The 14,119-nt window shown below is 67.1% G+C and carries 14 protein-coding genes; 11 read left to right on the top strand and 3 right to left on the bottom strand.

All coding sequences use genetic code 11. From position 1 onward, the window contains the following. Positions 1 to 25: 25 nt before the first annotated feature. The gene (locus ACZ50Q_RS02795; protein ID WP_076521832.1) at positions 26 to 1,042 is read right to left on the bottom strand and encodes an amino acid ABC transporter substrate-binding protein; all 1,017 of its coding nucleotides are present in this window, start codon (positions 1,040 to 1,042) and stop codon (positions 26 to 28) included. A 292-nt stretch (positions 1,043 to 1,334) separates the two neighbouring features. Between ACZ50Q_RS02795 and ACZ50Q_RS02790 the strand changes: the two genes are divergently transcribed. The 6 genes from ACZ50Q_RS02790 (at position 1,335) to ACZ50Q_RS02765 (ending at position 6,853) form a co-directional block, all read left to right on the top strand. After that, a complete protein-coding gene (locus tag ACZ50Q_RS02790) occupies positions 1,335 to 2,090 on the top strand; it encodes a cell division ATP-binding protein FtsE (protein ID WP_464080469.1) in 756 nt (251 codons plus the stop codon). Continuing rightward, positions 2,087 to 2,995 carry a cell division protein FtsX gene (locus tag ACZ50Q_RS02785; protein ID WP_076517297.1) on the top strand — a complete coding sequence of 303 codons (909 nt, stop codon included), beginning with the start codon at positions 2,087 to 2,089 and terminating at the stop codon, positions 2,993 to 2,995. The genes ACZ50Q_RS02790 and ACZ50Q_RS02785 overlap by 4 nt, the downstream gene beginning before the upstream one ends. Before the next feature lie 359 nt (positions 2,996 to 3,354). After that, positions 3,355 to 4,242, top strand: coding sequence for a chemoreceptor glutamine deamidase CheD (gene cheD / locus ACZ50Q_RS02780; protein ID WP_464080468.1), 888 nt, complete (start codon positions 3,355 to 3,357; stop codon positions 4,240 to 4,242). Between the two features lie 64 nt (positions 4,243 to 4,306). Then, the gene (thpR, locus tag ACZ50Q_RS02775; RefSeq protein WP_092581484.1) at positions 4,307 to 4,837 is read left to right on the top strand and encodes an RNA 2',3'-cyclic phosphodiesterase; all 531 of its coding nucleotides are present in this window, start codon (positions 4,307 to 4,309) and stop codon (positions 4,835 to 4,837) included. A 36-nt stretch (positions 4,838 to 4,873) separates the two neighbouring features. Next, positions 4,874 to 5,434, top strand: a complete 561-nt coding sequence (locus ACZ50Q_RS02770) for a 5'-3'-deoxyribonucleotidase (RefSeq protein ID WP_464080467.1) — start codon at positions 4,874 to 4,876, stop codon at positions 5,432 to 5,434. A gap of 81 nt (positions 5,435 to 5,515) precedes the next feature. Further along, positions 5,516 to 6,853, top strand: coding sequence for an NAD(P)H-dependent oxidoreductase (locus tag ACZ50Q_RS02765; RefSeq protein ID WP_092581482.1), 1,338 nt, complete (start codon positions 5,516 to 5,518; stop codon positions 6,851 to 6,853). 25 nt (positions 6,854 to 6,878) lie between these two features. Here ACZ50Q_RS02765 and ACZ50Q_RS02760 read toward each other — a convergent pair whose 3' ends face one another. Then, positions 6,879 to 7,625 carry a FadR/GntR family transcriptional regulator gene (locus ACZ50Q_RS02760; RefSeq protein ID WP_076517307.1) on the bottom strand — a complete coding sequence of 249 codons (747 nt, stop codon included), beginning with the start codon at positions 7,623 to 7,625 and terminating at the stop codon, positions 6,879 to 6,881. Positions 7,626 to 7,776: 151 nt separating this feature from the next. Continuing rightward, positions 7,777 to 8,514 carry an SDR family NAD(P)-dependent oxidoreductase gene (locus tag ACZ50Q_RS02755; protein WP_076517310.1) on the bottom strand — a complete coding sequence of 246 codons (738 nt, stop codon included), beginning with the start codon at positions 8,512 to 8,514 and terminating at the stop codon, positions 7,777 to 7,779. 503 nt (positions 8,515 to 9,017) lie between these two features. Here ACZ50Q_RS02755 and ACZ50Q_RS02750 point away from each other — a divergent pair. The 5 genes from ACZ50Q_RS02750 to ACZ50Q_RS02730 all read left to right on the top strand — a co-directional run bounded on the left by ACZ50Q_RS02750 (position 9,018) and on the right by ACZ50Q_RS02730 (position 14,083). Next, positions 9,018 to 10,253: a branched-chain amino acid ABC transporter substrate-binding protein gene (locus ACZ50Q_RS02750; RefSeq protein ID WP_092581481.1), complete on the top strand. Its 1,236-nt coding sequence runs from the start codon at positions 9,018 to 9,020 to the stop codon at positions 10,251 to 10,253. 146 nt (positions 10,254 to 10,399) lie between these two features. After that, positions 10,400 to 11,341, top strand: coding sequence for a branched-chain amino acid ABC transporter permease (locus ACZ50Q_RS02745; protein ID WP_464080466.1), 942 nt, complete (start codon positions 10,400 to 10,402; stop codon positions 11,339 to 11,341). Then, the gene (locus ACZ50Q_RS02740) at positions 11,338 to 12,618 is read left to right on the top strand and encodes a branched-chain amino acid ABC transporter permease (protein WP_464080465.1); all 1,281 of its coding nucleotides are present in this window, start codon (positions 11,338 to 11,340) and stop codon (positions 12,616 to 12,618) included. The genes ACZ50Q_RS02745 and ACZ50Q_RS02740 overlap by 4 nt, the downstream gene beginning before the upstream one ends. Next, positions 12,615 to 13,367: an ABC transporter ATP-binding protein gene (locus ACZ50Q_RS02735; protein ID WP_464080464.1), complete on the top strand. Its 753-nt coding sequence runs from the start codon at positions 12,615 to 12,617 to the stop codon at positions 13,365 to 13,367. The genes ACZ50Q_RS02740 and ACZ50Q_RS02735 overlap by 4 nt, the downstream gene beginning before the upstream one ends. Next, a complete protein-coding gene (locus tag ACZ50Q_RS02730; protein ID WP_076517323.1) occupies positions 13,364 to 14,083 on the top strand; it encodes an ABC transporter ATP-binding protein in 720 nt (239 codons plus the stop codon). The genes ACZ50Q_RS02735 and ACZ50Q_RS02730 overlap by 4 nt, the downstream gene beginning before the upstream one ends. The last annotated feature ends 36 nt before the right edge of the window (positions 14,084 to 14,119 follow it).

Genomic DNA, 14,119 nt, shown 5'->3' with positions numbered 1-14,119 from the left:
CTCCGCCATGCCAGGCAGCCGCGCGTCAGCGCACCGGCCAGCCGTACATCAAGCCACCTTGCTTGTACGAAGCGTTCAAGCCGCGCTCCAGCTTCATCGCGCTGTTCTTGCCCAGCGTGGCTTCGAAGCTTTCGCCGTAGTTACCCACGTTCTTGATGATGTTGTAGGCCCACTTGTCGTCCACGCCCAGGTTCTTGCCCATGCCCGGGGTCACGCCCAGGATGCGCTGGATGTTGGGATTGGAGCTCTTGAGCATCTCGTCGACGTTGGCCTTGGTGATGCCGTATTCCTCGGCCTCGAGCATGGCGTTCAGGGACCAGCGCACGACGTTGAACCACTGCTCATCGCCCTGGCGGACCATGGGGCCCAGCGGCTCCTTGGAGAAGTCTTCCGGCAGGATGACGAACTTGTCCGGGTTCTCGAGCGTGGTGCGGGTCGAAGCCAGTTGCGACTTGTCGGTCGTGAAGGCGTCGCAGCGGCCGGCCGAGAAGGCGCGGATGATTTCGTCGTACTTGTCGATCACGACCGGCTTGAATTCGATCTTCTGGCTGCGGAACCAGTCGGCCAGGTTCAGTTCGGTGGTGGTGCCCGGCTGCACGCAGACGGTGGCGCCGTTCAGTTCCTTCGCGCTCTTGATGTTCAGGTCCTTGGAGACCATGACGCCCTGGCTGTCGTAGTAGTTCACGCCCACGCCGATCAGGCCCAGCGTGGTGTCGCGGGTCAGCGTGACGGTGGTGTTGCGGGTCAGCACGTCGACTTCGCCGGATTGCAGCGCGGTGAAGCGCTGCTGGGTGTTCAAGGGCGTGAACTTGACCTTGGTGGCGTCGCCGAACATGGTCGAGGCGATGGCGCGGCACATGTCCACGTCGATGCCCTTGTATTCGCCCTTGCTGTCAGCGATGGAGAACCCCGGGATACCCGTCGAAACCCCACACTGGACAAACCCTTTCTTCTTGACGTTATCGAAGGTTGCGCCCGCATTGGCAGCCGAGGATGCGGCAAGCAGGGCAGCGCCAATGGCAGCGAGTTTCAGTACTTTCATCGTGATCTCCGTGTGGGATGAAGCGAATCCAAAGCGCGTGCCGGGTTGGGCCCACGCATTGGGCGGATGGTAGCGTCCGTAAAGCACGCGGCGCATCCGGGAATTCCCTTGAAATATAGGGACACTGGATGAAATGAAACGCTGTTTTTGACGAAAAACAGGGACGCGTTTTCAGGTTTGGGGGCATCCGATTCAGCCTGTCGAACGAGGCCATCGCCTGGACGACGCGCCACGAGGTGTAGGCCACCTTACTGTCCCCGAGTTACTATGGCGGCTTCATCTGACAGCCGCCATGATCGAATTCCAGCACGTATTCAAATCATATGGTCGCGGCCGCAATATCCTGGCCGACATCAACTTCCGCGTGAGCGCGGGAGAGTTCGTTTTCGTATCGGGGCCGTCCGGCGCCGGCAAGTCCACCCTGCTCAAGCTGATTGGCGGGCTTGAGCCCGCCAGCCGCGGCTCCATCCAGGTGAACGGCCAGCGTCTGGACAAGCTGCCCGCGCGCGCCCGGCCCTACCTGCGCCGCGCGGTGGGCGTCATCCTGCAGGACACGCACCTGCTGTTCGATCGCAGCGCGTTCGAAAACGTGATGTTGCCGCTGGCCGTCCAGGGCCATCCCTGGGAATCCGCCGCGTCGCGCGCCCGGGCGGCGCTCGACAAGGTCGGGCTGTCGGGCAAGGAAGACCTCAACCCCATCGAGCTCTCGGGCGGCGAACAGCAGCGCCTGGCAATCGCGCGGGCCATCGTCAACCGGCCCGCCATCCTGATCGCGGACGAACCCACCGCCAACCTCGACCACGACAACGCGCAGCGCATCATGAACGTGTTCCGCGACTTCAACCGCGTCGGCGTCACCACGCTGATCGCTTCGCACGACCAGGAACTCATGGCGCGCTACGCCACCCGTACCCTGCGCATCGATCCGGGCCGGTTCGCCGATTCCCACGGTCCCGCCGCGCCCGCCGACGCCCACGTTGCGCACGCAGCGCCCGCGCGTCCCGGCCGCGCCGAGCCGGGCCTGGGCCATCCGGGAGAATCCGCATGAACGCCTGGCTGCGGCAACACCGCTACGCGCTGCTGGTCACCCTGCGCCGGCTGATCAAGCAGCCCTTCTCCTCGCTCGCCAACCTGCTGGTGATGGCCCTGGCGCTGGCGCTGCCGCTGCTGGGCAGCGCCATCCTGGTCTCCGTGCAGCCGGTGGCGCGGCAGATGTCCGTCACCCCCGAGGTCACGGTTTTCATGCGGGTGGACGCGCCCTCGGGCGCCGCCGCGGACGTGGCCAAGCGCATCAAGGACGAGTACCCGCAAGAGGTGCGCGCCGTCCGTGTCGTGGGCCGCGACAGCGCCCTGGCCGATTTGCGCGCCAATCCGGCCTGGCAGGAGGCGCTGGCCGTGCTGCCGGGCAATCCGCTGCCGGACGCGGTCGTGGTCACCCTGGCCGACGGCGACAACCTCGCCGGACGCGCCGACACGCTGGCCTCGGCCTGGAAGCAATGGAATCACGTGGACCTGGTGCAGCTGGACAGCGCCTGGGTCCAGCGGCTGGAAGCCATCCTGCGCTTTGCCCGTATCGGCCTGGGCTTTCTGGCGGCCTGCGTGGCGGTCGTGGTGCTGGCCACGGTGTTCAACACCGTGCGCATGCAGGCGCTGTCGCAACGCGAGGAAATCGGCGTGGCGCGGCTGGTCGGCGCCACCGAATCGTTCGTGCGCCGCCCCTTCCTTTACCTGGGCGCGCTGTCCGGCGCCCTGGCCTCGGTGCTGGCCATCGGGGTGGCGGCGGTCGCACTGTCCCCCCTGAATGACGCCCTGCTGGGCCTGGCCCGCAGTTACGGCGCCGAGTTCGCCCTGCACCTGCCCGGCGCCCCGGTCCTGATCGGCGCCGTCATCGCCGCCGCCGCGCTGGGCGCCCTGTCCGCGCGCTGGTCGGTCACCCGCAGCACGCGGTTCTAGCCCGGCCGGCCACGCCCGACGCGGGAATCCGGGCGGCCTGCCCGGACCTGCGCCGGGCAGGCCCACGGACCGGCGGGTCTAAAGCTCCGTTTGAACCCCCTTCGTCCCCGTGATCCGGGGAAAGACCGCAAAAAGCCTGTGTAGGATGGCTGCCAGCCCTTCTCGCAGGCGTCGCGCGAGCGGGCGGCATAGGGAAGTTCCAATAAACGACGCTTTGGTCTTGTTTACATAGTTTTCTCCCATGGACTGCCGGGATATGCAAGAATAAAGCGACATTTTTGTACATGTTTTGATACAAACACCGCTTCTTCCTGCATTTCCAGTGTCTCAATCGCCGTTTTTGCCCAGATATCAGTCCAATGGCCGCTCTTGAAGCCCGCGCAACTCGTCACTACTACGACAGCGCGTTCCAATGTCAGGCAGTGAAGGTGCTCCCCAACGAGTACTACGTCACGAATGAAAACCTGATGATCTCGACCGTGCTCGGGTCCTGTGTCGCGGCGTGCATCCACGACCCGGTGACGCGCGTGGGCGGCATGAACCACTTCATGCTGCCCGAGGGCGACATGCAGTCGCCCGCCTCGGCCACCATGCGCTATGGCGCGTTCGCGATGGAAGTGCTGATCAACGAACTGCTCAAGGCGGGCGCCTCGCGCGACCGCCTGGAAGCCAAGGTGTTCGGCGGCGGCGCGGTGCTGGCGGCGATGCAGCAGATGAACATCGGCGAACGCAACGGCGAGTTCGTCCTGAACTATCTCAAGCTCGAAGGCATCCCCGTCAAGGCGCAGGATCTGGGCGACGTGCACGCGCGCCGCATCAATTATTTCCCGCACGACGGGCGCGTCATGGTGCGCAAGATGGCGCCGCATCACCAGCGCGCCGAAGAAATCATCGCCAAGCGCGAACAGGCCGCGGCGCAGAGCGCGGCGGCCAAGACGGCCACGCCGCAGCGCGTCGAACGCTTCACCGCGCCCGGCGTGGAACGCTTCAACCGGCCGGGTGTGGAAAGCAGCCGTCCGGGGGTCGAACGGCTGAACCGTCCGGGCGTCGAACGCTTCGACCGCCCTGCCCGTCCCGGCGTCGAGCGCTTTGATCGGCCGGCGCGCCCGGGCGTGGAGCGTTTCGACCGGCCCGCGGCCGACGCCGCCCAGGCCGCCCCGGCCCGTCCCGCCGTATCGCGTCCTGGCGTCGAGCGCTTCGATACCGCCCTGACCCGCCGGCCCAAGCCCGAAACCGCGGGCAAGTAAACGCGCAGCGGCTGGTTCTGGCCGACGGCGGACGGACCCGCCGCCCGGCCCCTACAATCACCGCATGTCCACGATCCGCCTCTTTTTCGCGCTGTGGCCCTCTCCCGCCCTGGCGGCGTCGCTGGCCGGGTGGGCGGAACAGGCCCGCCTGACCTGCGGCGGGCGCGCCATGCGCACCGAGACGCTGCACCTGACGCTGGCCTTCCTGGGTCCGGTCGACAGCGCGCTGGCCGACGAACTGGCCGCCGCCACGCCTGGACATCGGCTTGCCCCGGGCGAGGCGCCGCTGGAACGGTACGGCGTCTTTGGCCGCCAGCGCATCCTCTGGGCAGGACCGGCGCAAACGCCTGCCGGCCTGCAGGCCGCGCATGACGAACTGTGGCAATGGCTGTCCGGTTACGGACTGGCGCCGCCCCCGCAGCCGTTCCGCCCGCACGTCACCTTGCTGCGCAACATCGTTAACGCCCACCCGCCCGAGGAGCCCCCCGCGCCGCTGGCGTGGCGCTATGACCGCATGGTGCTGGTGGCGTCCGAATCGCTGACGGGAGGAAGCCGCTACCGCATCGTGGCGCAATCGCGCCCGCTGGACGGCTAAGGCACAATCCCAAGGTTGCCAACTCCTGGGTTCACCATGATCATCCTGCTGGATCAAGACGGCGTGCTGGCCGATTTCGAACACGCCTTCATCGATGCGTGGCGCGAGCGCCATCCGGACATCGCGCCCGTGGCCTTCGAGGACCGCAAATCCTTCTACATCCGCGAGGATTACGCCCCCGAACTACGCGGCATGGCCGAGGCCATCTACACGGCGCCGGGCTTCATCCGCAACCTGCCGCCCGTGCCGGGCGCGCTGGACGCGGTCAAGGAACTGCTGGCGCTGGGCATGGACGTGCGCATCTGCTCGTCGCCGCTGTCGCAATTCGAGAACTGCGTCGCCGAAAAATACCTGTGGGTGGAAAAACACCTGGGCCGCGACGCCACCAGCCGGCTGATCCTCACCAAGGACAAAACCCTGGTGCAGGGCCACCTGCTGATCGACGACAAGCCCCACATCGAAGGCGCGGCGCGCCCGCGCTGGAAGCACATCCTGTTCGACGCGCCCTACAACCGCGGGGTCACGGACCGCCCGCGCATCAACTGGCAGAACTGGCGCGGCGTGCTGGCCGGCGAGCTCTATACGGCAGATGCCTGAGTCCGGCTGAGTCCTGTCCAACCGTCATCGTTTGGGACTATCCTGTGGAGTCGTACGCCCCACCCAGGAGGAGCCCGCGCCATGAATCTGTACCGTCTGCTCAAGCAGCGAGAGGCCGACCACAAGCCGTTGCGAGTTGCATTGTTGGGCGCCGGAAAGTTCGGCGCCATGTTCATGAGCCAGGCCCCGCGCACGCCGGGAATCCGCCTGGTGGCGGTGGCGGACCTGATGCCCGACCGCGCCCGCGCCGCGCTGACCCGCGTAGGCTGGCCCGCCAGCGCGCTCAACGCCGGCAGCATCAATGAGGCGTACAAGAACGGCAAGGTCTATTTCTGCGACGACGCGCGCGCCGTCATCGCCAGTCCCGACGTGGACATCGTCATCGACGCCACCGGCCAGGCCGCCGCCGGCATCACCCATGTGCTGACCTGCTGCGAATACGGCAAGCACATCATCATGGTCAACGTCGAAGCCGACGCGCTGGCCGGCCCGCTGCTGGCGCGCCGCGCGCGCGAGGCGGGCATCGTCTATTCGCTGGCCTACGGCGACCAGCCCGCCCTGATCTGCGAAATGGTGGACTGGGCGCGGGCCAGCGGCTTTGAAGTCATGGCCGCCGGCAAGGGCACCAAGTACCTGCCCGAATTCCATACGTCCACGCCCGACACCGTCTGGCCCTATTACGGCTTCACCGCCGAAATGGTGGCGGCGGGAGACTTCAACGCGCAGATGTTCAACAGCTTCCTGGACGGCACCAAGAGCGCCATCGAGATGGCGGCCGTCTCCAACGCCACGGGCCTGTTGCCCTCGCCGTCCGGCCTGCATTTTCCCCCTTGCGGCGTGGACGACCTGGCGCGCGTGCTGCGTCCGCGCGAGGACGGCGGCATGCTGCATCATCGGGGTCAGGTCGAAGTGATCTCGTCGCTGGAGCGCGACGGCCGGCCGGTGTTCCGCGACCTGCGCTGGGGCGTCTATGTCACGCTGGCGGCCGACAGCGACTACGTGCGGCGCTGCTTCCAGGAATATGGCCTGGTCACCGATCCCAGCGGCAACTTCACCGCCATGTACAAGCCCTACCACCTGATCGGCCTGGAGCTGGGCATCAGCGTGGCCAGCGTGGGCCTGCGCCGCGAGCCCACGGGCGCGCCGGCCGGCTGGCACGGCGACGTCGTGGCGACCGCCAAACGCGACCTGCAGCCCGGCCAGATCCTGGACGGAGAAGGCGGCTATACGGTGTACGGCCGCCTGATGCCCGCGCCCGATTCCGTCGAGGAAGGCTATCTGCCGCTGGGGCTGTCGCACAAGGTCAAGCTGAAGAATCCGGTGCGCCAGTCGCAGGCGATCCGCTGGCGCGACGTGGAATACGACGAGCGGTCCACCGCGGTGCAGTTCCGCCGCGAAATGGAACAGACCTTCGCCTAGGCGGCGACGGCGCGGGCGGACCTGCTCAGACCGGCGCCGGCCGCTCGGCCTGGAACAGCCGCAGCCGGTCGGCCGCATTGCGCAGATGTTGTTCCGCCGCGCGGCCCGCCGCGTCCGGATCGCCGGATTCGATGGCGGCGAAGATGGCCTGGTGCTCGCTCTGCACCGCGGCCATGCGCTCGGCATACATCCGCGCCGTGTTGTTGCGCGCGCTGCGGATGACGCGGCGCACGTTGGCTTCCAGGTAATCGTTCAGCGCCACCAGATGCGGGTTGTGCGTGGCCTGCACGATGGCCTGGTGGAATTGGTAGTCTTCCTCGTCGCCCAGCTTGTCGTTGATGAGCGCGTACTCCATGCCCACCAGCGCCTGCCGCATCTTCTTCAAGTCGGGCTCGGTGCGCCGCTGCGCCGCATAGCGCGCGGCGGTGACCTCGATGGACAGCATCAGCTCCAGGATGTGTTCCAGGTCCTGGTTGTCGCCCGGCGTGGGCGCGGCGATGCGAAAGGCGTTTTTCTGGAAGTTGGGGTCGACGAACACGCCGCTGCCCTGCTGCGAGGTGATCAGCCCTTCGGATTTGAGGCGGGCCAGGGCTTCGCGCACGACCGCGCGGCTGACCGAATGCATTTCGGTCAGTTGCTTTTCGGTCGGCAGGCGGTCGCCGGGGGCCAGCACGCCTTGGCGTATCTGCTCGGCCAGGGCCTCCGCCACCGCCGCGGACAGCGAGCTGCGGGGCGCGGCGCGCGTCGGATCGGGTTCTTGACTGGGCTGCATGTGGAATCGTTGGAACGTGAGGGCGGCGCGCGGACGCGGCGGCCGTGGTTATAGGAATGTCTCGCGTGGTGGTCCCGACAGGCTCGTGCGCGGCGGCGTCCCGGAAAATTATAGATTTGCCGGTTTTTCCGGGGCGTCGCGTCTTGGCACTTTACGCGATGTAGATCCCGCCATTGACCTGCATGACCTCGCCCGTCACGAACGCCGCCAGCGGCGAACACAGGAAGGCGATCGTCCCGGCGATCTCTTCGGCGGTGCCAAAGCGGCGCAGCGGCGTGCTTTCCAGCAATTGGGCGCCCTTTTGCCCGATCAGGTCGTGCGTCATGGACGTGGCGATGATGCCGGGCGCGACCGCGTTCACGCGGATCTGCGGCGCCAGTTCCAGCGCCAGGCTGCGGGTAAAGCTCTGCACCGCGCCCTTGGAGGCAGCGTAGGCGGCGTGCGCATAGCTGCCGCGCTGCGCGGCCAGCGACGTCAGCAGGACGATCGAGCCGTCGTGGCGCAGGTGGCGCTGCGCCGCGCGGCACGCGTAGAACGTGCCGTCCAGGTTGATGCGCATCAGCGTGCGCCAGGCCTCGTCGCTGGTGTCCTTCACGAGCTGTTCGGGATAGATGCCCGCGCAGTGGACCAGGTGGTCCAGCCCGCCGAAATGCCGGGCCGCCGCCTCGAAGACCCGTTCGCAATCATGCGAGACCGACACGTCCAGCGCGTGCGTGTAGACGCGCTGCCCGCTGGGATCGAGTTCCGCCGCAACGTCCTGCAGCCGCGCATTGTCGATGTCGGTCAACACCAGCCGCGCGCCATGCGCGGCCATGAGGCGCGCCGTGGCCAGCCCGATGCCATTGCCCGCGCCGGTGATGGCGGCAACCTGCCCTTCGAACGAAATCATCCTGTCTCCTGAAGCTGTTTTGAGTCTGCGCTAAACGCGGTCCGCGGGCTTTTCGCGCACCGCCCCGGTTATCAGATTGAACGCCTGAATCCGTTGCTTGACACGAGAAAAACGCTTGACCTATGATTTATCGGACAACTTTATAAAGTTGCCTGACAACTTGTTCGGAAAGCGTAAATCAACCCGCGCTTCCCGGCAAGTCCGTCAGAAAAACACGGCGTCACGCCGCATAAACAGGCAGGGGACAACCAGGTGAACTTCACCGGCAGCACGACCGCATCCGCGCCATCGGCACGCCCGACGGCGCCTCTCCAGACGCTCCGGCGGCCCCATGCCCTGTCCGGCCGGCACGCCGGCCCGGCGCATCGGCCGCCCGCGGTCCCCGCCGTTCCCGCATCCACGCGCAGCTACACCCCCACGCCCCAACGGCATGCGGGCGTGGCGGCCTGCGCGCCTGCCTGATCAACGTAATCACACACTCCCGTCCCACGGAGGAGACACGCATGAAATTGGCTTTCACCACCGGCCTGCTGTGCCTGGCAGGACTTACCGCAACGGCCCACGCCGCGCCCGTCAAGATCGGCCTGATCGAAACGCTGTCGGGCCCGCAGGCCTCGACCGGCCTGATGTTCCGCGCCGCCGTCAAATACGAGCTGGACCGCATCAACGCGGCCGGCGGCTGGAATGGCCAGCCGCTGGAGCTGGTGGAATTCGACAACCAGGGCGGCCCCGTGGGCGCCTCGGACCGCTTCCGCGCCGCGGCCGCCGAGGGCGTGCAGGTGCTGGTGCAGGGCTCGTCGTCGGCGATTTCCGGCCAGCTCACCGAAGACGTGCGCAAGCACAACCTGCGCAACCCGGGCAAGGAGATCGTGTTCCTGAACGTGGGCGGCGAGGCGCTGGAGCTGACCGGCCAGAAGTGTCACTTCTACCATTTCCGCTTCACCACCAACGCCGACCTGCGCGTCAAGTCGCTGGCCTCGGTCATGTCGGCCGACGGCACGCTGGGCAAGCGCGTGTACGCCATCAACCAGAACTACTCCTGGGGCCAGGACATGGAAGGCGCGACCGAGCGCTTTGCCAAGCAGTACGGCTACGAGGTCGTGGGCAAGACGCTGCACGAGGTCAACAAGATCCAGGACTTCGCGCCCTACGTCGCGCGCATCCGCTCGGCCACGCCCGACACGGTGATCACCGGCAACTGGTCCAACGACCTGCTGCTGCTCATGAAGGCCACGCAGGCGGGCGGCCTGAAGGTGCGCTTTGCCACGGTATTCCTGGACCAGGTGGGCAACCTGGCCAACGCCGGCGAGGTCGCGCTGGGCCACTACATCGCGCACCCGTACAACATCGAGGCGGCCGGCGAGGAAGGCGCGGCGTTCGCCGAGGACTACAAGTCCAAGACCGGCCACTACCCCAGCTACACCGAACCGCAGACCGTGATCGGCGTGCGCTTCCTGGGCGAAGCCCTGAAGCAGGTCAAGCCGCAGGACGGCAAGCTGCCGGTGCCGGCACTGGCCGCCGCGCTGGAGAAGGTCACCTACAAGTCGGCGCTGGGCGACTACACCATGCGCGCCGAAGACCACCAGGTGCAGTTGCCGATGGTGGTGTCCAAGGTCAGCAAGGATGCCAAGTACAAGGCCGACGGCACCGACATGGGCTTTGCGCCCGTCAAGGTGCTGGCCGCGGCGGACGTGTCCTCGCCGGTGCAGGCCACCTGCAAGATGCAACGCCCGAAGTGATGCCCGCGCGGCGATCCCTGCGCTGACCCGCGCGCGGACCGCCGCCGGCACATGACAAGCGCACTCCCGGCGCGGGCCGGGCAAAAACAACGTGCGCAATAGATCGCGGGACGCCCGGCGTCCCGCGCAAGAATCCTGGAGCGGACATGGAATACTTTACCGTCTCGCTGTTGAACGGCGTGATCTACGGCCTGCTGCTATTCATGGTGTCGGCAGGCCTGACACTGATTTTCGGGATGATGGGTGTGCTGAACTTCGCGCACGCCTCGTTCTACATGATCGGCGCGTATGCCGCCTACACCCTCGCGCCCGTCACGGGCTTCTGGACGGCGCTGGTGCTGGCCACGGTCATCGCCGGGGTGCTGGGCATGGGCGTCGAACGCTTCTTCCTGCGCCGCGTGCACAAGTTCGGCCACGCGCAGGAACTGCTGGTGACCTTCGGCCTGGCGTTCATCGTCGCCGAACTCATCAAGCTGTTCTACGGCGACTTTCCCGTCGACTACCGGGTGCCGCAGTTCCTGAACTTCGCGGCGTTCCGCGTGTTCGATGCGGACTATCCGTTCTATCGCCTCTTGATGGGCGGCGTGTCGCTGGCGATGTTCGCCGTGATCTACCTGCTGCTGTCGCGCACCCGCGTGGGCATCGTGGTGCGATCGGCCATCTACCGGCCGCGCATGGCCGAGGCGCTGGGCCATAACGTGCCGCTCGTCTTCATGAGCGTGTTCGGCGTGGGCGCCGCGATGGCCGGATTGGCCGGCGCGGTGGCGGGCGCGTTCTACACCACCAACCCGAACATGGCGCTGGAGCTGGGCGTGCTGGTGTTCGTGGTGGTCGTGGTGGGCGGCCTGGGCTCGCTGGAAGGCGCAATGATCGCGTCGATCCTGATCGGCCTGATCAGCTCGTTCTCGGTCGGCATCGACGCCAGCCTGGCCACCCTGTTCGGCCTGTTCGGCGCCGGGGAATGGGCCGAAAGCGTGGGCGGCCTGATGACCGTGAAGGTATCCAGCCTGGCCGCGACGCTGCCGTTCCTCTTGATGCTGGTGGTGCTGCTGGTCAAGCCGTCGGGCCTGAAGGGAGAGCAGGCATGAGCCATACCGCGACTTCCACGCGCCGCGCCACGGGCGCGCTGCTGTTGATTCTGTGCGTGGCCGCGCTGTGTGCGCTGCCGTGGCTGCTGCCTGCCGGCCAGCTTGTGGCGGCCGTGCAGATGCTGATCGCCGCGCTGTTCGCCTGCGCCTTCAACCTGCTGGCCGGCCAGGGCGGCATGCTGTCCTTCGGCCATGCCGCGTATTTTGGCGTCGGCACCTTCGCCACCATCCATGCGATGAATGCGCTGGGCGGCGCGGGCCTGCTGCCCACGCCATTGATGCCGCTCGTCGGCGGCGTGGCCGGGCTGCTGTTCGGCGTGATCGCGGGCTGGTTCGCCACCATGCGGTCGGGCGTGTACTTTTCGATGATCACGCTGGCGCTGGCCGAGCTGCTGCACGCGCTTGCGCCGCACCTGAAAAGCGTGTTCGGCGGCGAAGCCGGCGTGTCCGCCATGCGCATGCCGGCCTGGGGCTTCACGTTCGGGTCCGACATCGAGGTGTATTACCTGGTGCTGGCCTGGGTGCTGGTGTCGCTGGCGGCGCTGTATGGGCTGACGCGCACGCCGCTGGGCCGGCTGACGCTGGGGCTGCGCGAAAATGCCAGCCGCCTGCGCTACCTGGGCTACCGGCCGCATGCGCTCAAGACCATGGTGTTCGCGCTGTCGGCCATGTTCGCCGGGATCGCGGGCGGCCTGCAGGCGCTGAACATCGAAGCGGGCAACTACGTGCTGTTCGAGGTCAAGCTGTCCACGGATGCGGTGCTGTTCGCCTACATCGGCGGCGTCAACGCGTTCCTCGGACCCGTGCTGGGCGCCTCGATCCTCACCTTCCTGTCGCAGACGCTGGCCGACATCACGCGGTCCTGGCTGCTGTACCAGGGCATCCTGTTCGTGCTGGTGATGCTGTTCGTGCCGGACGGCCTGGTCGGGCTGGTGCAACGCGCCGCCAAGTCGCTGCGCGAGCGCGGGCTGGCCAACTGGCTGCCGCGCGCCGCAGTGTCGGTGGCCGGCGGCCTGCTGCTGACCGGCGCCACGGTCTTCACCGTGGAGCTGCTGCAACGCATGTTCGCGCGCGATTACCGCGCCCTGCTCGCCATGAACCCCGAGGCCGGCTGGCCCGCCATCCCGCTGTTCGGCCACGACTGGGAGCCGCTTGCCGTATCGACCTGGCTGGTGCCGCTGGCCCTGTTCGCCGCCGGCCTTGCGGCCTGCCGCTGGGCGCTGGCCCTGTGGCGCGACGCCGGCGAAGCCGCCCCCCTGCTGGAGCCCGCCCAATGAGCCACGAGATCCTGACCCTGACCAACGTGCGCAAGTCCTTTGGCGACGCGCAGATCATCCGCGGCGTGAACCTGGCCATCGAAGCCGGCGAACGCCACGCCGTCATCGGTCCCAACGGCGCGGGCAAATCCACGCTGTTCCACCTGATGTCCGGCTCGTTCGCACCGACGTCGGGCGACATCAATCTGCGCTCTCGTTCCATCGGCGGCCTGGCCCCCGAAGCCATCAACCGGCTGGGGCTGGCGCGCTCGTTCCAGATCACCAACGTGTTCCCGCGCCTGTCCGTGCGCGAGAACCTGCGGCTGGCGGTGCAGCGCATGCATGGCCTGGTCTACAACTTCTGGCGGCCCATCGCGCGCAACCGCGCCGTGAACGAGGACGTGGACCGCCTGCTGGAAAAGGTGCGGCTGACGGCCAGGCAACACACTGCCGCCGGCGACCTGAACTACTCCGAGCAGCGGTCCCTGGAAATCGGCATGACGCTGGCCTCGCGTCCCAAGGTCATCCTGCTGGACGAGCCCATGGCCGGCATGTCGCAGCACGAGGTCGACTACACGGTCGAACTGATCAAGGACGTGACGCGCGACTGCACGCTGCTGATCGTCGAGCACGACATGCAGGTGGTGTTCTCGCTGGCGGACCGCATCAGCGTGCTGGTCTACGGCGAAATCCTGGCGACCGGCACGCCCGCCGCCATTCGCGGCGATGCCCGCGTGCGCGAAGCCTACCTGGGAGAGGAAACGGTATGACGACGCAATCCCCCCTCTTGTCGCTGCAAGGCGTGCATGCCCATTACGGCAAGAGCCACATCCTGCACGGCATCGACCTGTCGATCGGACGCGGCGAAGTCGTCAGCCTGCTGGGCCGCAACGGCGCGGGCCGCTCCACCACCATGAAGAGCGTCATGGGCCTGGTGGACGTGACCGGCGGCCGCATCGCCATCGAAGGCCGCGACATCACCAACAAGCGCCCCTTCGAGATCGCGCGCGCCGGACTGGCCTTCGTGCCCGAGGAACGCGAGGTCTTCGCCAACCTGACGGTGGACGAGAACCTGCGCATGGGCGAACAGCCCCGGCGCGACGACGCCCCGTACTGGACGGTGGCGCAGATGTTCGACTACTTCCCGCGCCTGAAGGAACGCCGCGACACCCGCGCCGGCAACCTGTCGGGCGGCGAGCAGCAGATGCTGACCATGTGCCGGTCGCTGCTGGGCAACCCCAAGGTCATCCTGATCGACGAACCCACCGAAGGGCTGGCGCCCAAGATCGTCGAGGTGATCGCCGATGTCATCCGGGATATCCACAAGCAGGGCGTGTCGGTGGTGCTGGTGGAACAGAAGCTGACGATCGCGCTGAAGGTGTCCACGCGCGTCAGCGTGATGGGCCACGGCCGCATCGTGTTCGAAGGACCGCCCGCGCAACTGCATGAGCGCCAGGACGTCGTCCAGGAATGGCTGGCGGTGTGAGCCGCGTCACGTACTCATCCCCGTATTCATCCCCTA

This window comes from Achromobacter sp. T5-5 (assembly GCF_055397965.1).
The sequence above is the reverse complement of the archived record's forward strand: the minus strand, read 5'-3'. Positions and strand labels throughout refer to the sequence as shown.